Source organism: Micromonospora sp. SD12 (genome assembly GCF_052068495.1).
GTDB lineage: Bacteria > Actinomycetota > Actinomycetes > Mycobacteriales > Micromonosporaceae > Micromonospora > Micromonospora echinofusca.
The window spans coordinates 73,779-92,534 of record NZ_JBQHDF010000019.1 but is presented as its reverse complement, the minus strand read 5'-3'; the positions used below and the strand labels follow the sequence as shown (position 1 = coordinate 92,534).

Genomic DNA, 18,756 nt, shown 5'->3' with positions numbered 1-18,756 from the left:
CGACCTCCCCCTGTCACGCCGCTCGAAGCCCCGGCCAGGGCTCGCGTAGCGGGAAAACTTACGGCAGACTAATTTCTTCACCGAATATTTTCCAGTAGCCTTCGGGATCGCTGATCAACCCGCACCACATCGAGGAGGGGCCGTGACCCAGACCCAACCGGTGGAGACCCTGCCCCCGCCCCACCCCGCGCCGGTCGCGGTACCCACCGCCGGACAGCCCTACGAATACCGTCGTGCGCCCCTCGTCGAGCCCGACTGGACCCGCTTCCCCGGCTGGCGCCACATCACCCGCGAGCAGTGGGAGAACGCACAGTGGCAGCGCGTCAACTGCGTCAAGAACATCAAGCAGCTGCGCACCGTCCTCGGCGACGCGGTCGACGAGTCCTTCTACGCCGACCTCGAGGCCGACCAGAAGGCCCTGGCCACCATGTCCATGCTGGTGCCGCCACAGATGATCAACACGATGGTGCCGTTCGCGCCGATGACCACGGAGGCGTTCCTCGCCGACCCCATCCGGCGCTACATGATCCCCGTCGCCTCCGACCGGCGCACCGACTGGCCCTCCCACCCGTACGCCAGCCGCGACTCCCTGCACGAACACGACATGTGGGTCGCCGAGGGCCTCACCCACCGCTACCCCACCAAGGTCCTCGCCGAACTGCTCTCCACCTGCCCCCAGTACTGCGGGCACTGCACCCGCATGGACCTCGTGGGCAACTCCACCCCCGCCGTCGACAAGCTCAAGCTCACCCTCAAGCCCGTCGACCGCTACGACGCCCACATCGGCTACCTCAAGGCCCACCCCGGCGTCCGTGACGTCGTCGTCTCCGGCGGCGACGTCGCCAACGTGCCGTGGAAGAACCTCGAGTCCTACCTGATGCGGCTGCTCGAGATCGAGACCATCCGCGACATCCGCCTCGCCACCAAGGCCCTCATGGGCCTGCCCCAGCACTGGCTCCAGCCCGACGTCGTCGAGGGCCTCGAACGCGTCGCCCGCACCGCCGCCCGCCGCGGCGTCAACCTCGCCATCCACACCCACGTCAACCACGCCCAGTCGCTCACCCCGCTGGTCGCCAGGGCCGCCCAGACCGCCCTCGACGTGGGCGTACGCGACGTACGCAACCAGGGCGTGCTCATGCGCGGCGTCAACGCCACCGCCCCCGACCTGCTCGACCTCTGCTTCGCCCTCCAGGGCGAGGCGGGAATCCTGCCGTACTACTTCTACATGTGCGACATGATCCCCAACGCCGAGCACTGGCGGGTGCCGGTCTGGCACGCCCAGCAGCTCCAGCACGACATCATGGGCTACCTGCCCGGCTACGCCACCCCGCGCATCGTCTGCGACGTCCCCTTCGTCGGCAAGCGCTGGGTGCACATGCTCACCGAGTACGACCGCGACCGCGGCATCTCGTACTGGACGAAGAACTACCGCACCTCCATCGAGTCCGCCGACGCCGAGGCGCTCAACAAGCGCCACGCCTACTACGACCCGATCGACACCCTGCCCGAGACCGGGCAGCAGTGGTGGGCCGAGCACCGCAACGACTGACCCCGCCCGCGACACCGTCACCCCCGGAGCCGACCACCGGCCCCGGGGGTGACGCGTTTCCGGCCCCGACAGGCCGCGTCGCGGCCTCCACCACTCCCCCGGCGAGGTGCGGACCGCAGGCACTCCGCGTTCGGCCCTCTGGCCGCTCCAGGTTGCTTTCACCGGTCCCGGCTGAGGCACCGCCCTCTCAGGTCGTCGCCTGCGGCTTGTGCGACGGCCCGCACACCCGCTAGCGCATCCTAGGACACTAGGTGGAGGGGTGGAGCGCGTCGTCTGGTTGACTGGGGAGATGGGAGAGCTTCTGCTGATCCGGCACGGCGAGACCACCTGGAGCGCCAGCCGCCGGCACACCTCGTACACCGACCTCCCGCTCACCCCCGACGGCGAGCGGCAGGCCCGCACCCTCGGCCGGTTCCTCGCCGGCCGGCGCTTCGCCGCGGTCCTCACCAGTCCCCGCGCCCGGGCGCTGCACACGGCGCGGCTGGCCGGCCTCACCGTCACCGGCACCCTCGACGACCTCGCCGAATGGAACTACGGCGAGTACGAGGGGCGCACCACCGCCGACATCAGCGACGACCACCCGAACTGGTCCATCTGGACCGACGGCTGCCCCGGCGGGGAGTCCCCCAACCAGGTCGGCGAACGCCTCGACCGGGTGCTCGCCCGGGTCCACCCGCTGCTCGACCGGGGCACCGTCGCCCTCGTCGGGCACGCCCACAGCCTGCGCGTGCTCGGCGCCCGCTGGGTCGGCCTGCCGCCCTCAGCCGGCGGGCTGCTGCGGCTGGACACCGCCACCGTCAGCGTGCTCGGCCACGAGCACGGCCGACGGGTCATCCTGCGGTGGAACCAGCCGGTTCCCCCGACGCCCGGGAACGCACCCGAACGTGGGGCTCGGCACTGATCTTCGGCGGCCGGTTCTCGTACGGCGTCGACAGCACCACCGTCGTACGGGTGGTGACGTTCGCCGCCGTCCGGATCTCCTGGAGCAGCCGCTCCAGGTCCGCCGGGCTGGCCACCCGCACCAGCAGGAGGTAGAAGTCCTCCCCCGCCACCGAGTAGCACGAGTCGATCTCGGGCAGGTGGGCCAGCCGCTCCGGCGCGTCGTCGGGCTGCGACGGGTCGAACGGCCGGATCGCCACGAACGCGGTCAGCGGCAGGTCGAGGGCCTCGAAGGAGACCCGGGCGGCGTACCCCTTGATGACGCCGCGCTGCTCCAGGCGGCGCACCCGCTGGTGCACGGCGGAGACCGACAGGCCCACCCGCTCCGCCAGATCGGTGTACGACAGCCGACCGTCAGCGGTCAGCGCGGCGATGATGGCGCGGTCGATCTCCTCCACGGCGTGCAACCTACCGGGAAAACCGCGCCACGGCGACGACGCGGCCCGCCGGCGCGACGCGGCACACGCGCCGGCCGGCGGGACGACGCCCGTCAGCCCTTCGCCAGCGCCCGGGAGATGACCAGCCGCTGGATCTGGTTGGTGCCCTCCACGATCTGGAGCACCTTCGCCTCACGCATGTAGCGCTCCACCGGGTGGTCGGCCACGTAGCCGGCCCCGCCCAGCACCTGCACCGCGTCCGTGGTCACCCGCATCGCCACGTCGGTGGCGAAGAGCTTCGCCTTCGCCGCCTCGATCGAGTACGGCCGCCCGGCGTCACGCAGCCGGGCCGCCGCCAGCGTCAACGCCCGGGCCGCGGAGATCTGGGTCGCCAGGTCGGCGAGGGTGAACCCCAGCCCCTGGAAGTCGATGATCGCCTTGCCGAACTGCTGGCGCTCCCGGGCATAGCCGACCGCGTAGTCCAGCGCCGCCTGGGCCAGCCCCACCGCGCAGGCGGCGATGCCGAGGCGCCCCGAGTCGAGCGCGGACATCGCGATGGTGAAGCCCGCCCCCTCCCCGCCGATCAGCCGCTCGGCCGGCACCCGGGCCGAGTCGAAGGCGATCTGCGCCACCGGGGAGGCGCGCAGCCCCATCGTGCGCTCGGCCGCCTGCGGCGCGATGCCCGGCGTGTCGCGGTCGGCCAGCAGGCAGGAGATGCCCTTTGGACCGGGCCCGCCGGTGCGGCAGAAGATGTTGTAGAAGTCCGCCACCTGGGCGTGGGTGATCCACGCCTTGGTGCCGTCGACCAGGTAGGCGTCGCCGTCGCGTACCGCCCTCGTGGTCAGCGCGGCGGCGTCCGAGCCGCCCTGCGGCTCGGACAGGCAGTACGCCCCGAGCAACTCCCCGCCGATCATGTCGGGCAGCAGCTTGCGCTGCGCGTCGGTGCCGAACTGCGCCAGGGGGTAGCAGGACAGCGTGTGCACGCTGACCGCCTCGGCGACCGCGAGCCAGCGGCTGGCCAGGATCTCCAGCACCTGGAGATAGACCTCGTAGGGCTGGGCGGCGCCGCCGTGCTCCTCGGCGTACGGCAGGCCGAGCAGGCCGGCCCGCCCGAGGGTACGCAGCACCTCGCGGGGGAACTCGGCGCGCTCCTCGAACCCGGCGGCCCGTGGCGCCAGCTCCCGGTCGGCGAGTTCGGTGGCGAGGTCGAGCAGGTCGTGGGCCTCGTCGGTGGGGAGGATCCGGTCGACAGTCATAGCGCGATGAGCTCCGTGGGGGTGGTGTTGAGCCGTTGCACGCCGTCCGGGGCGCAGACGACGATGTCCTCGATACGGGCGCCGTGGCGGCCCGCCAGGTAGATGCCCGGTTCGACGGAGAACGCCATCCCCGCCTCCAGCGGGCGGGCGTTGCCGGCCACCACGTAGGGCTCCTCGTGGCCGTCCAGGCCGATGCCGTGGCCGGTCCGGTGCAGGAAGGCCGCGCCGAACCCCGCGGCGGCGATCGGCTCGCGGGCCGCCGCGTCGACGTCCTCGGCGGTCACCCCGGGGCGCACCGCGGCCACCGCGGCGCGCTGGGCGGCGTGCAGCACCGCGTAGTAGTCGACGAACTCGGCCGGCGCAGGGGCGCCCGCGACGTAGGTGCGGGTGCAGTCGGAGCGGTAGCCCGAGGGCATCGTCCCGCCGATGTCCACGACGACAGGTTCGCCAGCGCCGATCGGGCGCTCGGAGGTGCCGTGGTGCGGGCTGGCGCCGTTCGGGCCGGCGGCGACGATCACGAAGTCCACGCTCACGTGGCCGGCGGCCCGGATCGCCGCGGCGATGTCGGCGCCCACCTCCGCCTCGGTGCGTCCCGGCCGCAGCCACTCCCCCATCCGCCGGTGCACGGCGTCGATCGCCGCGCCCGCCTCGGCCAGCGCCGCGACCTCGGCCGGGGACTTGCGCACGCGCATCTCGCGCAGCACCTCGGAGGCCAGTCGTTGGACGGCGCCGGGCAGCGCCGCGCGCAGGGCCAGGACCTGCTCGGCCCACATCCGGTCGGCCAGCCCGACCGCCGCCACCGGTCCGCCGAGGGCGGCGACGAGCAGCGGGTACGGGTCGCTGCCGTCGGCGTGGTCGACGATGCGTACGCCGGTGGCCGGCGCCGGGGACGCCTCGGCGGCCGGCCGCTCCAGGGTGGGCACGATCAGGGTCGGCTCCCCCTGCGCGGGCAGCACCAGGCAGGTGAGCCGCTCCCCCTCGTGGGCGTCGTAGCCGGTCAGGTAGCGCAGGTCGGAGCCGGGGGTGAGCAGCAGCGCGTCCAGGCCGGCGGCGGCGGTGGCGCGCTGGGCGTCGGCCAGCCGTCGGGGCGGATACAACTCGTCGGATGCCACCCGGTCAGCTTAACGGTCGTTCGGGCGCCGCCCCAGCCCGCCCGGCTCCAGGGGAGCGCTCTCCGATCCATCGAGCGTCGTCGTTGACGCCACAGTTAACACTCCTTAGGATTTGGCTGCCTCGAGGATGTCCGCCCGTCCCACCCGTACCCCCGCTTCCCGGCGCCGGTCGCCGACGCGGGCGGCACGGCCGCCGCAACCCGCCCACGGGAAGGCCCCCGATGCCCTCATCGCTGCCCCGCCTCAGGTCGGCCCTCGCCGCCGGCCTGCTCACCCTGGCCACCGCCGCCGCCACCCTCACCCTGAACCCCGCCCCCGCGCAGGCCGCCGCGCTGCCCGACGGCTTCCGCAGCGTGGGCTACCTGCCGTCCTGGACCGGCGACGTCAACGCCGTGCAGTACGGCAAGCTCAGCCACGTCAACTACGCGTTCGTGCTGCCCAACGGCGACGGCACGCTGCGCCCGGTGGAGAACCCCGCCAAGCTCTCCCAGCTGGTCTCCCGCGGCCACGCCAGCAACGTCAAGGTGTCGATCGCGATCGGCGGCTGGAACAACGGCGACGACTCCGCCTTCGAGGCGCTCGCCGCGAACGCCGGCAGCCGCACGACGTTCGTCAACAACGTGGTCGCCTTCGTCAACCAGTACGGCCTCGACGGCGTCGACATGGACTGGGAGTACCCGGACCCGGGCGCCTCGGCCACCAACTACACGGCGCTGATGCAGCAGCTGGCCGGCGCCCTGCACAGCCGGGGCAAGCTGCTCACCGCCGCCGTCGTCTCCGAGGGCTGGTACGCCGAGGGCGTGCAGCCCGCCGTGTTCGGCCACGTGGACTGGCTCAACATCATGGCGTACGACGGCGGCAGCCCACACGCCAACTACGACTGGTCGATCAACGCCGTCAACTACTGGAAGTCCCGGGGCCTGCCCGCCCGCAAGGCGGTGCTCGGCGTGCCGTTCTACAGCCGACCCGGCTACCACACCTACGCGTCGCTGGTCGCCATGGACCCGGCCAACGCCAACCGCGACTGCACCACGGTCGGCGGGACCCAGCAGTGCTACAACGGCGTCCCCACCGTCAAGCGCAAGACCCAGTGGGCCATGGCCAACGCCGGCGGCATGATGAACTGGGAACTCAGCCAGGACACCACCGGGGCGACCTCCCTGGTCAGCGCCATCTACGACACGGCCACCGGGGGCACGACCCCGCCGCCGGTCGGGCGGACCGGCCCGATCACCGGGATCGGCGGCAAGTGCGTCGACGTGGCCGCCGCGAACACCGCCAACGGCACCGCCGTGCAGCTCTACGCCTGCAACGGCACGAACGCCCAGAGCTGGACGGTGGGCACCGACGGCACGCTGCGCGCCCTCGGCAAGTGCGCCGACGTGGCCAGCGGCTCCACCGCCAACGGCGCCAAGGTGCAGCTGTGGGAATGCAACGGCACCGGCGCCCAGGTCTGGCAGGCCCAGTCCAACGGCACCCTACGCAACCCGCAGGCCGGCAAGTGCCTCGACGCCACCGGCAACAGCTCCGCCGACGGCACCCGGTTGCAGATCTGGGACTGCTTCGGCGGCGCCAACCAGGTCTGGCGGCTGCCCGCCTGAGCGGCGCACGCGGCCCCGTCGCCGCCCCGGCGGGACGGGGCCCGCCGCCCGTCGACGGTGCGGTCCCGCCGCCGTCGGCCGGCCCGCGTCAGTCGGCGCCGTCCAGCACCGGCGGCAGCGCGGCGGCGAGCCGGCGGACCCGGTGCGCGTGGGTCAGCACGTCCACGCTGTCGACGTACTGGTCGACCGCGCCGAGCGGGGCACACGCGCGCAGGGCCGGGTCGGTGATGGCGGCGCGCAGCGCGGCGGCGAGGCGACCCGCGTCCAGGACCAGGAACGGCCGGGCGTGAAACGGCCGGGGCCGGGCACGCACCGGCGCCGCCAGGCCGGTGCCGTCGGTCCAGGCGGCGACCGCCGCCAGCGCCCGGACCAGCCCGTCCTCCCGCCCCCGCCAGTCGGCCTGGCCGAGCGCGTCGGCCAGGGCCGCGACGACGGGCGCCGCGTCCGGCAGCCGGGCGAACACCGTGCCGAGCCACTTGTCGTACGGGGGCCAGCGGCGGTGCAGCAGCAGGCCGAGCCGCATCAGGTCCCGGGCCAGCCCGGCGGCGACCACCCGGCTGCCCAACTCGTCGCCGCTCTCCGCGCAGCGGCCGGGCAGGTGCTCGGCCTGCGCGACGCGGGTCCACGCGGCGGCGAGCACGTACCGCCACACGTCGTCCGGATACCACGCCAGCGCCGCCCGGGCTGCGGTCAGCGCGCCGTCGAGGCCGTCGTGGAAGATCGCGCCGCCGGTCACCTCGGCCAGCCGCTGCGTCGGGGTGGCCAGCCAGTCGGCCGTGCCGACGCCGCCGGCCGGGTCGAAGCCCAGCCGGTCGTGCCACCAACCGCCCAGCTCGTGCACCGTGACGCCGTGGCGGCTGCCCGCCCGGTCGGCCACCCCCAGCCTGCCGTGCCCGGTGAACCGGGTCGGCCAGCCGAGGAACTCCGCCGGCAGGTCCGCGTCCAGCGCCGCGCGCAGGGCCGGGATGCGCCCCGCGTCCGGCGCGGCGACGAAGAGCTGCCCCCGCGGGCCCCAGTCGTGGTCGGTGGAGCGCGGGGTGTCCAGGCCGAGCAGTTCCGAGCCGCCGTCGAGCAGACCGGCCGCGTACGGCAGGTCGGGAAGGCGGCGACGCAGGATCGGCGCCAGCACCTCGTCGTGGAACCGGCGGCCCAGCGTCAGGCCGGCAACGAACGTCACACCGGCAAGTCTGCGCCCGGGGGCGGCGCTCCCGCAGCCCGGTTCCGCCGCCGCCGGCCGTACCCGCCGATAGGCTGGGCGCGGACGGGTCGCCGACGGGAAGGAGCGACCGCCGTGGCAGCGACGGAACGCGAGCGCGCCGCGACCCGACGCCGTCGGCTGCTCTGGGCGGGCGTCCTCGCGGTGGCGGGCCTGGTGCTGCTGGTCGTCGGCCTGACCGTCGCCGACGGCACGGCGGCCTGGCTCGAGGTGGCGGCCGCGATCGTGCTGCTGCTGGTCAGCTACGGGCTTCAGTACGTGGCCCGCCGCGAGACGCTGTACCGCGACGACCGTCCCTGATCCGCCGCGCCGTGCCCCCTGATCGTCGGTGGGGTGTGCCAGGCTGTCGGGCGTGGCACACCGACCCCCGATCCTGCTCATCGACGCGCCCAGTCTCTACTTCCGGGCCTACTTCGGCATCCCCGAGTCGGCGGCCCGCGCCGCCGACGGCAGCCCCGTCAACGCGGTGCGCGGCTTCCTCGACATGCTGGCGAGCCTGATCCGCACCCGCCGACCCGACCGGATGGTCTGCGCGATGGACCACGACTGGCGGCCCGACTGGCGGGTGGCGCTGCTGCCGTCCTACAAGGCGCACCGGGTGGCCCCCGAGGGCGGCGAGGTGGTGCCCGACACGCTCAGCCCGCAGGTCCCGCTGATCCTGGAGGTGCTCGACGCCGTCGGGATCACCCACGTCGGCGCGGCCGGCTACGAGGCCGACGACGTGCTCGGCACCCTGTCGGTGACGCAGCCGGCGCCGGTCGAGGTGGTCTCCGGGGACCGGGACCTGTTCCAGCTCGTCGACGACGCCCGCCCCGTGCGGTTGCTCTACGTCGGGCGGGGCGTGGCCAAGCTGGACGACTGCGACGACGCCGCGGTGCGCGCCCGCTACGGGGTGCCGGCGAACCGGTACGCCGACTTCGCCGCCCTGCGGGGCGACCCCAGCGACGGGCTGCCAGGAGTGGCGGGCGTGGGCGAGAAGACGGCCGCCCGGCTGGTCGAGCGCTACGGCGACGTGGCGGGCATCCTGGCCGCCCTGGACGACCCGGGCTCCGGCTTCGCCCCCGGGCTGCGCACCAAGCTCGCCGCCGCGCGGGACTACCTGGCCGTCGCGCCGAAGGTGGTCCGGGTCGCCCTCGACGTGCCGCTGCCCGAGCTGCCCACCGCGCTGCCGACCGCCCCGGCCGACCCCGACCGGCTGCTGGAGCTGGCGGGCGAGTGGAACCTGGCCGGCTCGGCGCGCCGCCTCGTCGACGCCCTCGCGCAGCGGGCCTAGCCCGCCCCGACGCAGCGCGAGCCCGGTCGACGGCCGGCGCTCAGCTCGGCGGGTCGTTCCGGCGCGACGGGAACGGGGTGCCGGGGCTACCGAGCGTGGAGCGGGCCCGCAGCCCCACCGGGTCCGGTGCCGCCGCCGTGGCCTCGGCCGGCTCCCTCTCCCGCAGGCTGCCGACGTACGCGGCGGCGGCCCGGTCCTCGGCGGTGGGGGCGGCCAGCAACGCGTAGACCAGCCCCACCACGCCGAACACCACCGCGAGGACGATCGGCACGAGCAGGGTGCTGACGCCGGCGCCGGTCACCTCGCCCTGCCGGGTGTGCGGGTGCACCGACATGGCGCTCATCCCGGTGAAGTGCATGCCGTTGACCGCGACGCCCATCAGCAGCGCCGAGCCGACGATCGCCAGCCCCCGCCGGACGGTCATCGCCAGCCAGAGCGCCACGGTGGCCGCCACCACCGCGATCACGACGGAGAGCACGACGCGCGTCGTGTCGTAGTCGATCCGGCCGTTGAGCCGCATGGCGGCCATGCCGGTGTAGTGCATCGCGGCCACCCCCGCGCCGGTGAAGAGACCCCCGGCCAGCAGCCGTACGGCGGAGAACCGCCCGGTGCCGACGATGGCCAGACCGATGCCGACCGCGACCACCGCGATCAGGGCGCTGGCCACGGTGATCGGCACGTCGTACCGGATCCGGGTGCCTTCCACGGCGAAGCCGAGCATCGCCATGAAGTGCATGGTCCAGATGGCCGTACCGCCGATGGCCCAGGCCGCCAGGGTGCCCCACCAGGCGCGTTGGCCGGCGCTGCCCGCGGTGCGGATCCGGCTCGCGCAGATCAGCCCCAGGGCCGAGCCCAGCACCGAGAGCGCGTAGCTGAGAGCGGGGGTGATCCACCCGTACTCAAAGTGATTTATCTCCGCCATCGCGGCCTTCCTCGGATCGATTACCGGCGCGTAACCGCGCGCCGCAGCAATGATCGGGGATGCTCCCACCAGGCAAGACGGCACCCCCCGCACAACTCGGGGGGTGCCGTCGCGATGACTGTGCGATGCGGCGATTTCGGTCGTCGGTGACCGACGGTGACGATCAGGCGGTGGCGTGGTAGGCCAGCACGCCCCGGTTCACGGCGCCGATCGCCTGCCGGGCGGTCGACCTGAGTTCCGTCGAGGCGCCGCCCGAGTCGGCGAGCTGGCCGAGCAGGTCGACCACCTGCCGCGCCCACCGGACGAAGTCGCCGGCCGGCATCTCACCGTCGATCTCGTGGCCGCTGCCGAGGACCTTCGCGAGCGCTTCGCCGCGGGCCCAGCGGTAGACCGGCCAGGCGAAGCCGAGGTCGGGCTCCCGGGTGCCGGTGAGGCCGCGGGCCGCCTCGTCGGCCTCGATCTCGCTCCACAGCTTGAGGGTCTCGTCGACCGCTTCGGCCACCGGGCCGCGCGGCAGCGACGCCCGCTCGTCGACGTCGCGGCGGGCCTCGAAGACCACCACCGAGACCGCCGCCGCCAGTTCGGCCGGGGAGAGCCCGTCCCACACCCCGCGTCGCAGGCACTCGGCGACCAGCAGGTCGGCCTCGGTCCAGATCCGGCCGAGCATCCGGCCGGCGTCGGTCACCGTCCCGTCGGGAGTCAGGTAGCCCCGGGCGGTGAGCAGGGCCACGATCCGGTCGAACGTGCGGGCCAGCGACCCCGTCCGACCGGCCACCCGCTGCCGCAGCTCCTCGGTGTCCTTCTCCAGGCGGCGGCGCCGCTCCGCCCAGCGGGCGTGCTCCTCGCGGTCGGGGCAGGCGTGGCAGGGGTGCCGGCGCAGCTCGGTGCGCAGCTGGCTTAGCCGGTGGTCCTCGCCGACCGCCTGCCGGGAGCGGCCACCCCGCCGGCCGCCGTGGCGGTCCAGACCCGTGCCGCTGACCTCGGCGGCCAGGTCCCGCCGGGCCGCCGGGGACCGGTGGTTGAAGTGCTTCGGCACCCGGATGCGCGCCAGCACCTCGGCGGGGGTCGTGAAGTCGCCGGGGCTGACCCGGCCCGCCCAACGGTCCTGGGTGAGCACCAGTGGCCGGGGCTCACCGAAGCCGCCGGTCGCCGGGTCGAGCACGACGGCCAGGCCGGCCCGCCGACCCGACGGCACGCGGATCACGTCGCCGACCCGCAGCCGCTCCAGCGAGGCCACCGCGGCGGCCTTGCGCTGGCTCTGCCCCTGCCGGGCGATGGCCCGCTCCCGGTCGCCGATCGCCACCCGCAGCGCGAAGTACTCGTCGAAGTCGCCGTGGTGGCAGGCCGCCTCCGCGCCGTACGCCTCGATGGTCTCGGTGTTGCGCTGCACCTGGCGGGCCAGGCCGACCACGGAGCGGTCCGCCTGGAACTGGGCGAACGAGGACTCCAGCAGCGCGCGGGCCGGCTCGGCGCCGACGGTGCCGACCAGGTTGACCGCCATGTTGTACGACGGCCGGAAGCTGGACCGCAGCGGGTACGTGCGGGTGGAGGCGAGCCCGGCCACGTGCCGGGGGTCGGTCTCCGGGGACCAGACGACGACGGCGTGCCCCTCGACGTCGATGCCCCGCCGGCCGGCACGGCCGGTGAGCTGCGTATATTCCCCCGGCGTCAGGTCGACGTGCGCCTCGCCGTTGTACTTCACCAGGCGCTCCAGCACGACGCAGCGGGCCGGCATGTTGATGCCGAGGGCGAGCGTCTCGGTGGCGAAGACCGCCTTGACCAGGCCCCGGACGAAAAGCTCCTCCACGACCTCCTTGAACACCGGCAGCATGCCGGCGTGGTGGGCGGCCAGCCCGCGCTCCAGCCCGTCGAGCCACTCCCAGTAGCCGAGGACGGTCAGGTCCTCGCCGGGAATGGCGGTGACCCGCGACTCGACGACGCGGCGGATCTCCGCCCGCTCGTCGGGAGAGGTCAGCCGCAGGCCGGCGGCGAGGCACTGCTGCACGGCGGCGGCGCAGCCGGCGCGGCTGAAGATGAACAGGATGGCCGGCAGCAGCCCCTCGCGGTCGAGCCGGTCGACGATGTCGGGGCGCATGGGGCCGCGCCAGCGGGGCCCGCGCCGCCCGGCGCCGGGGCCGGCGCTGCGGCCCTCGCCGAGCTCCAGTCGGCGCATGGTGTCGCGGGTGTAGCGCAGCAACTCGGGGTGCACGTCGTGCTTGCGGGCGGCGTCGGCGTCGTGGAACAGGTCGAACATCCGCTTGCCGACCAGCATGTGCTGCCACAGCGGCACCGGGCGGTGCTCGCTGACCACCACGGCCGTCTCGCCGCGCACGGTGACCAGCCAGTCGGCGAACTCCTCGGCGTTGGACACGGTGGCCGACAGGGAGACCAGCGTGACCGAGGCGGGCAGGTGGATGATCACCTCTTCCCACACCCCGCCGCGGAAGCGGTCGGCGAGGTAGTGCACCTCGTCCATCACCACGTACGCCAGGCCGTCGAGGGTGGCCGAGCCGGCGTAGAGCATGTTGCGCAGCACCTCGGTGGTCATCACCACCACCGGGGCGTCGCCGTTGATGGCGTTGTCGCCCGTGAGCAGCCCGACCTGCGCGGCGCCGTAGCGGTCGACCAGGTCGTGGTACTTCTGGTTCGACAGGGCCTTGATCGGGGTGGTGTAGAAGCACTTGCGCCGGCGGGGCGGGGACGCCTCGGCACCGGTCGCCGTCGCGTCGCCGTCGGCGGGCGCCGGGGTGCCGCGCAGCGCCAGGTGTACGGCGAACTCGCCGACCACGGTCTTGCCGGCACCGGTCGGGGCGCACACCAGCACGCCGCTGCCCCGCTCCAGCGCCTGGCAGGCCTCCCGCTGGAAGTCGTCGAGATCGAACCCCAGGTCGAGGGCGAACTCGTTGAGTGCCGGGAACTGTGAGGCCTGCGCGGCCCGGCGGCGCGCCGCGGCGTACCGCTCGGCGGGGCTCGACATGTCTCCAAGATTAATGCGTGCCGCCGACAGTCACCGGACAAGGCCAACCGGCAGCCGGGTCGGGGGCGGTCGGTAGGGTGCACGACGTGCCGGATCATGCCGAACCGCCCCACGCCCCGCGCGGCGCCGACGACGCCGCCCGTCCGGATCCGTCCCGCCGGCCGGTGGAGGCGGTCCTGCTCGACTTCCACGGCACCCTGGCCCAGGTGGAGGAGCCCCGGGAGTGGGTCCTCGCCGCCGCGGCCGCCTGCGGGGTGACGCTGGAGCGGATGCGGGCCACCGCGCTGGCCGACCGGTTGCTGACCGCCGGCCGGGCGGGCGGGCCGCTGCCGACCCGGGTGCCGCCCCGGCTGACGGAGCTCTGGGCCGACCGGGACCTCTACCCGCACGCCCACCGGGGCGCCTACACGGGGCTCGCCGAGACCGTGGACGCGGGCATCGAGGGCTTCGCCGAGGCGCTCTACGAGCGGGTGCTGGTGCCCGAGGGCTGGGTGCCCTACCCGGACACCGCCCCGACCCTGGCCGCGCTGCGCGCCGGGGGCGTACGGGTCGCGGTGGTCAGCAACATCGGCTTCGACATCCGGCCGCACTTCGAGGCGTGGGGGCTGGCCGGGCTGGTCGACGCGTTCGTGCTGTCGTACGAGGTGGGGCGCTGCAAGCCGGACCCGGGCATCTTCCTGCGCGCCTGCGGGATGCTCGGCGTCGACCCGGAGCGGACGCTGATGGTGGGCGACACCCCGGCCGACGCGGGCGCCGTGGCGGCCGGGTGCGCGGCGCTGGTGCTGCCGGCCGCCGAGGCGGGCCGGGCCAACGGCCTGGGTGCCGTGCTGGACCTGGCCGGGGTCGGCGAGCAGAGCTAACAAAACGTCGACAGCACCGTTAACACACGGCGCTAACGCGAAGACGTTATCGTCGCTGTCATGATCACCGAGACGTCGCCCCGGGACCGGATCGTCCGGGCCGCCGCAGCGCTGCTCGCCGAGGGAGGCCGCGAGGCGGTCTCCACCCGGGCGGTCGGCCGGGCGGCGGGAGTGCAGGCGCCCACGATCTACCGCCAGTTCGGCGACATGCGGGGGCTGCTGGACGCGGCGGCCAGCTACGGGTTCGCCGCGTACCTGCACGCCCAGGCGGCCGGTGACCTCGCCGGCGACCCCGTCGACGACCTGCGCCGGGGCTGGGACCTGCACGTCGGCTTCGGGGTGACCAACCCGGCGTTCCACGCCCTCATGTACGCCGACCCGCGCCCCGGCGAAACCCCGACCGCGACCCGGGTCGCCGCCGACATCCTGCGCCAGCTCGTGCAGCGGGTGGCCGAGGCGGGCCGGCTGCGCACGGGCGTCGACGAGGCGACCGAGATGCTGCACGCCACCGCCTGCGGGACCACCCTCACCCTGATCCGGACCCCGCCCCCGCAGCGCGACCCGGCCCTGTCGACCCGCACCCGGGAGGCGATGCTCGGCGCACTGGTCAGCGACTCCGCCGCCGCCCGGGCGACCTCCCGGGCCGACCGTCCGCTCCGGCACGCGGTGGCGCTGCGCGCCGCGCTGGACACGCTCACCACGGACCTCACCACCGCCGAACGCACCCTGCTGGCCGAATGGCTGGACCGCATGACCAGATCCACCCCCTGACCCACGCGTCGATCACGCACTTCTGGTGCCGGTCTGCACCGCACGACGGCTTACGTGGAGCCTCAACTCCATGATCGACATCGTCGGACGGGGACGACGCCGGGAGAGGGGCGACGGGGTCAGCGGAGGAGGTGGAGGGCGGCGGGGGTGGCCGTGACGGTCAGTGGGAAGGGCAGGGCGCGCTCGCCGTCGGCGTACGTGGTGATGCCCTCGGCGCTCAACTCGACCGTACGGGCGCGGTAGCTGCGCACCAGCGGGTGCGCCACGTGGGTGCCCTGGTAGATGCGCGGCTTGACCCGCATCAGGGTGCGCCGGTCGAACCGGCCGCCCACCACCACGTCGAGCAGGCCGTCGGTCGGGTCCGCGTCCGGGCAGATCCGCATGCCGCCGCCGTAGCTGGCGCAGTTGCCCACCGCCACCAGCACGGCGTCCACCTCGTGCGCCACCCCGTCGAGGCGCAGCGTGAAGCGGCGCGGGCGCAGCCGGGCCAGCTCCACCAGGATCGCCAGGTCGTAGCGGCGCGGACCGCTCGGCCAGCGCATCCGGTTGGCGCGCTCGTTGACGATCGCGTCGAAGCCGGCGGCGAGCACCGCCCCGTACCAGCGCTGCGTGCCGTCGGCCCCCGTCATCCGGGCCAGGTCCACCGGGCGGGTGCGGCCGTCGCGCAGGGCCGCGGCGATGACATCGACGGCGGCGAGCGGGTCGGCCGGGAAGCCGGTGTCGGCCGCGAAGTCGTTGCCGGTGCCGGCGGGCACCGGACCGAACGGGACGGCGGTGCCGGCGACCGCCTGCACCGCGCGGTGCACGGTGCCGTCGCCGCCGACCACGACCAGGGCCGACGCGCCGTCGCGCACGGCCGCGCGGCAGGCCGCCTCGGCCTCGTCGGCGGTGCCGGCGCGCAAGGGGCGTACGGGCCGGCCGGCGGCCGCGAGCCGGTGCAGGACCTGCGGCAGCAACCCTCGGTACCGACCCCGGCCCGCGGTCGGGTTGGCCAGCACGGCGACGGGCCCGTCGCCGACGACGGAGGGGTGATCGTCTGCGGTCACGGCGAGCACCGTACCGCCCCCGGCCGGGGTGGGAGCAGCGCCCACCGTGCGCCCGGCCACCCGTCGGCGGGGCACCTCACGCCCGGACGCAACTGACTTTTGTCATGGCCGACCGTGCGGCACGCATTCGTCGTCATGACTGAACGCACTGGAACCGCCATGGCCCGAACGGACAGACTCATATCCGTCGGCAGGCCGAGCACATCGGCCGAACGACAAAGGCATCGACCGAACAGCGGAGGGAGTCGTCACGGTGGACGAGCGTTACGACAGCTACTGCGCCGCCGACCGGCTCTTCTACGATTCCCTCGGCAGCGCGGTCGAGCAGCCCACGTTCGCAGCGGCGCAGCGACCCGTACCCGACGGCTGGCGCTCCGAGCCGCTCGACGACTGGCTGATCTACGCCCCCGACGGCGGCACGCTGCCCCAGCAGGGCTGGAAGATCCACGTGTCGGCGACGCTGGGCAACGCCGAGCGGGTGCTCGACACCATCTGGGACTACTGCGTACCGCGGGGCCTGTCCTTCAAGTTCCTCCGCGGCCCGCGCACCCTGCTGCTGCGCAACTCCAAGTACGCCTCCCGGGCGGCCAGCGGCAAGTTCGTCACGGTCTACCCCCGTGACGACGCGGAGCTGGAGCTGGTGTGCAAGGAGCTCGACGAGCTGCTCGCCGACGAACCGGGCCCGTACATCCTCAGCGACCTGCGCCACGGCGCCGGCCCGGTGCACGTGCGCTACGGCGGCTTCGCCGCCCGCTACTGCCACTCCCCCGACGGCCAGGTGGTCCCGGCGATCGAGGACGACACGGGCACGCTGGTGCCCGACCGCCGCGACCCCGTGTTCCACGTGCCGTCATGGGTGACCCTGCCCGACTTCCTCGCCCCGCACCTGGCCGCCCGCAACGCCACCAGCACCGACGAGGTGCCGTACCGGATCGAGAAGGTCATCCACTTCTCCAACGGCGGCGGTCTCTACGTCGGGCGGGACGTGCGCACCGACACCCAGGTCGTGCTGAAGGAGGCCCGGCCGCACGCCGGCCTCGACGCCGACGGCACCGACGCCGTCGCCCGCCTGGCCCGGGAGGCCGACGCGCTGCGCCGCCTCGCGGACCTGCCCCAGGTGCCCCGGGTGCACGACGAGTTCACCCTCGGTGAGCACCGGTTCCTCGCGCTGGAGTTCATCGAGGGCCGCGCGCTGAACAAGGTGCTGGTCGACCGGTACCCGCTGATCGACGCCGACGCCACGGATGCCGACCGTGCCGAGTACACCCGGTGGGCGCTGGACGTGCACCGGCAGGTCGAGGAGGTCGTCACGGCGATCCACGACCGCGGCCTGGTCTACGGCGACCTGCACCTGTTCAACGTCATGGTCCGCCCGGACGACCGGATCGCGCTGGTCGACTTCGAGGTCACCGCGCCGATCGACGGTCACCGCCGGCCGGGCCTGCGCAACCAGGGCTTCGCCGCACCCCGGGACCGCACCGGTCCCGCCGTCGACCGGTACGCCCTGGCCTGCCTGCGGCTGGCGCTGTTCCTGCCACTGACCCAGCTCGTCCGGCTCGGGCCGGACAAGGCCGCGCACCTCGCCGACGTGATCGCCGCGCACTTCCCGGTGCCGAGGGACCTCCTCGACGCCGCCGTACGGGAGATCACCGGCGCCGAGGCGTCGGACGCCGGAGCGGCGCCCGACCTGACGGTCGACGTCGGGCCGGCCCACCGGGACCGCCTCGCCCGGGCGATCCTCGCCAGCGCGACACCCCAGCGGGACGACCGGCTCTTCCCCGGTGACATCGAGCAGTTCCGCAGCGGCGGGCTCAACCTCGCCCACGGCGCGGCCGGCGTCCTGTACGCCCTGCACGTCAGCGGCGCCGGGCAATGGCCGGAACACGAGCGGTGGCTGGTCCGCCACGCCACCGCGCCCGCCTCGGGCACCCGGTGCGGCTTCTACGACGGCCTGCACGGCGTCGCGTACGCACTGGAGGCGCTCGGCCGCCGGCAGGACGCCCTCGACGTGCTCGACATCTGCCTGCGCCAGCCGCTCGACGGCCTGGACCACAGCCTCTCCGGCGGCCTCTCCGGCATCGCGCTCAACCTGGCGGAGCTGGCCGGGCGCACCGGCGAGACGGCACTGCGCGACGCGGCCTGGCGGGTCGCCGAGCGGGTGGTCGACCAGCTCGCCGACGACCCGGGGCCGGACATCAGCGGTGGACGCAACCCGTACGCCGGGCTGCTGCGCGGCCGGACCGGGCCGGCGCTGCTGCTGGTGCGGCTGCACGAGCTGACCGGCGAGCAGTCCCTGCTGGACCACGCCGCCACGGCCCTGCGCCAGGACCTGCGCCGCTGCGTGGTACGCCCCGACGGCGCGCTGGAGGTCAACGAGGGCTGGCGCACCATGCCCTACCTCGGGCAGGGCAGCGTCGGCATCGGGCTGGTGCTCGACGAGTACCTGCGTCACCGCGCCGACGAGCGTTTCGCCGAGGCCAGCGCCGGCGTACGCCGCGCCGCCCGGTCCCCGTTCTACGCGCAGTCCGGCCTCTTCGCCGGGCGGGCCGGGATCGTGGTTTACCTGGCGGCGTACCCCGACGATCCGCAGCGCCGCCGCGAACGCGACGCCCAGGTGGCCCGGCTGGCCTGGCACGCCCTGCCCTACGGCGACGGCACCGCGTTCCCGGGCGAGCAGCTGCTGCGGCTGTCCATGGACCTCGGCACCGGCACCGCCGGCGTGCTGCTGGCCCTGGCCGCCGCACGGCCCGACGACCCGGTGAGCCTGCCGTTCCTCGCGCCCCTGGCGGGCGCCCCCGACTCCCTCGCCTCGGCGAGGGCGACCGACCCGACCGACCAGCACGGAAGGAGGTGACAC

The 18,756-nt window shown here is 74.4% G+C and carries 15 protein-coding genes; 8 read left to right on the top strand and 7 right to left on the bottom strand.

Annotation, left to right across the window (positions count from 1 at the left end):
• Positions 1–142 precede the first annotated feature (142 nt).
• Together ACTMS2_RS25560 and ACTMS2_RS25555 are read left to right on the top strand one after the other, a co-directional pair.
• Positions 143–1,549: a KamA family radical SAM protein gene (locus tag ACTMS2_RS25560; RefSeq protein WP_363899749.1), complete on the top strand. Its 1,407-nt coding sequence runs from the start codon at positions 143–145 to the stop codon at positions 1,547–1,549.
• A gap of 289 nt (positions 1,550–1,838) precedes the next feature.
• Positions 1,839–2,450: a histidine phosphatase family protein gene (locus ACTMS2_RS25555; RefSeq protein WP_357976524.1), complete on the top strand. Its 612-nt coding sequence runs from the start codon at positions 1,839–1,841 to the stop codon at positions 2,448–2,450.
• Here ACTMS2_RS25555 and ACTMS2_RS25550 read toward each other — a convergent pair.
• The 3 genes from ACTMS2_RS25550 to ACTMS2_RS25540 all read right to left on the bottom strand — a co-directional run bounded on the left by ACTMS2_RS25550 (position 2,380) and on the right by ACTMS2_RS25540 (position 5,233).
• Complete coding sequence (locus ACTMS2_RS25550) at positions 2,380–2,886, bottom strand: Lrp/AsnC family transcriptional regulator (protein ID WP_363899745.1); 507 nt, start codon at positions 2,884–2,886, stop codon at positions 2,380–2,382. The two genes, ACTMS2_RS25555 and ACTMS2_RS25550, sit on opposite strands and share 71 nt — an antisense overlap.
• Positions 2,887–2,978: 92 nt before the next feature.
• Complete coding sequence (locus ACTMS2_RS25545; RefSeq protein WP_441177672.1) at positions 2,979–4,121, bottom strand: acyl-CoA dehydrogenase family protein; 1,143 nt, start codon at positions 4,119–4,121, stop codon at positions 2,979–2,981.
• The gene (locus tag ACTMS2_RS25540; protein ID WP_441177671.1) at positions 4,118–5,233 is read right to left on the bottom strand and encodes a M24 family metallopeptidase; all 1,116 of its coding nucleotides are present in this window, start codon (positions 5,231–5,233) and stop codon (positions 4,118–4,120) included. Before ACTMS2_RS25540 ends, ACTMS2_RS25545 begins: the two co-directional genes overlap by 4 nt.
• 221 nt (positions 5,234–5,454) lie before the next feature.
• On the opposite strand from ACTMS2_RS25540, the gene ACTMS2_RS25535 reads away from it, so the two are divergent.
• The gene (locus ACTMS2_RS25535) at positions 5,455–6,834 is read left to right on the top strand and encodes a glycosyl hydrolase family 18 protein (RefSeq protein WP_441177670.1); all 1,380 of its coding nucleotides are present in this window, start codon (positions 5,455–5,457) and stop codon (positions 6,832–6,834) included.
• A gap of 88 nt (positions 6,835–6,922) precedes the next feature.
• Here ACTMS2_RS25535 and ACTMS2_RS25530 read toward each other — a convergent pair whose 3' ends face one another.
• Positions 6,923–8,011 carry a DUF4037 domain-containing protein gene (locus ACTMS2_RS25530; protein WP_441177669.1) on the bottom strand — a complete coding sequence of 363 codons (1,089 nt, stop codon included), beginning with the start codon at positions 8,009–8,011 and terminating at the stop codon, positions 6,923–6,925.
• A 114-nt stretch (positions 8,012–8,125) separates the two neighbouring features.
• Here ACTMS2_RS25530 and ACTMS2_RS25525 point away from each other — a divergent pair, with 114 nt between their 5' ends.
• Positions 8,126–8,350, top strand: a complete 225-nt coding sequence (locus tag ACTMS2_RS25525) for a DUF3040 domain-containing protein (protein WP_441177668.1) — start codon at positions 8,126–8,128, stop codon at positions 8,348–8,350.
• A gap of 52 nt (positions 8,351–8,402) precedes the next feature.
• A complete protein-coding gene (locus tag ACTMS2_RS25520) occupies positions 8,403–9,323 on the top strand; it encodes a 5'-3' exonuclease (protein ID WP_363899728.1) in 921 nt (306 codons plus the stop codon).
• Positions 9,324–9,363: 40 nt separating this feature from the next.
• Here ACTMS2_RS25520 and ACTMS2_RS25515 read toward each other — a convergent pair whose 3' ends face one another.
• Both ACTMS2_RS25515 and ACTMS2_RS25510 read right to left on the bottom strand, forming a co-directional pair.
• Positions 9,364–10,245, bottom strand: coding sequence for an MHYT domain-containing protein (locus tag ACTMS2_RS25515; protein ID WP_441177667.1), 882 nt, complete (start codon positions 10,243–10,245; stop codon positions 9,364–9,366).
• 163 nt (positions 10,246–10,408) lie between these two features.
• Positions 10,409–13,222: a DEAD/DEAH box helicase gene (locus tag ACTMS2_RS25510; protein WP_441177666.1), complete on the bottom strand. Its 2,814-nt coding sequence runs from the start codon at positions 13,220–13,222 to the stop codon at positions 10,409–10,411.
• 86 nt (positions 13,223–13,308) lie between these two features.
• Between ACTMS2_RS25510 and ACTMS2_RS25505 the strand changes: the two genes are divergently transcribed.
• Together ACTMS2_RS25505 and ACTMS2_RS25500 are read left to right on the top strand one after the other, a co-directional pair.
• The gene (locus ACTMS2_RS25505) at positions 13,309–14,082 is read left to right on the top strand and encodes an HAD family hydrolase (RefSeq protein ID WP_441177665.1); all 774 of its coding nucleotides are present in this window, start codon (positions 13,309–13,311) and stop codon (positions 14,080–14,082) included.
• A gap of 60 nt (positions 14,083–14,142) precedes the next feature.
• Positions 14,143–14,853, top strand: a complete 711-nt coding sequence (locus ACTMS2_RS25500; protein WP_441177664.1) for a TetR/AcrR family transcriptional regulator — start codon at positions 14,143–14,145, stop codon at positions 14,851–14,853.
• A 119-nt stretch (positions 14,854–14,972) separates the two neighbouring features.
• On the opposite strand, the gene ACTMS2_RS25495 is transcribed toward ACTMS2_RS25500, so the two are convergent.
• A complete protein-coding gene (locus ACTMS2_RS25495; RefSeq protein WP_441177709.1) occupies positions 14,973–15,908 on the bottom strand; it encodes a diacylglycerol kinase in 936 nt (311 codons plus the stop codon).
• Between the two features lie 244 nt (positions 15,909–16,152).
• On the opposite strand from ACTMS2_RS25495, the gene lanKC reads away from it, so the two are divergent.
• Positions 16,153–18,753, top strand: a complete 2,601-nt coding sequence (gene lanKC / locus ACTMS2_RS25490; RefSeq protein WP_441177663.1) for a class III lanthionine synthetase LanKC — start codon at positions 16,153–16,155, stop codon at positions 18,751–18,753.
• Positions 18,754–18,756 lie beyond the last annotated feature (3 nt).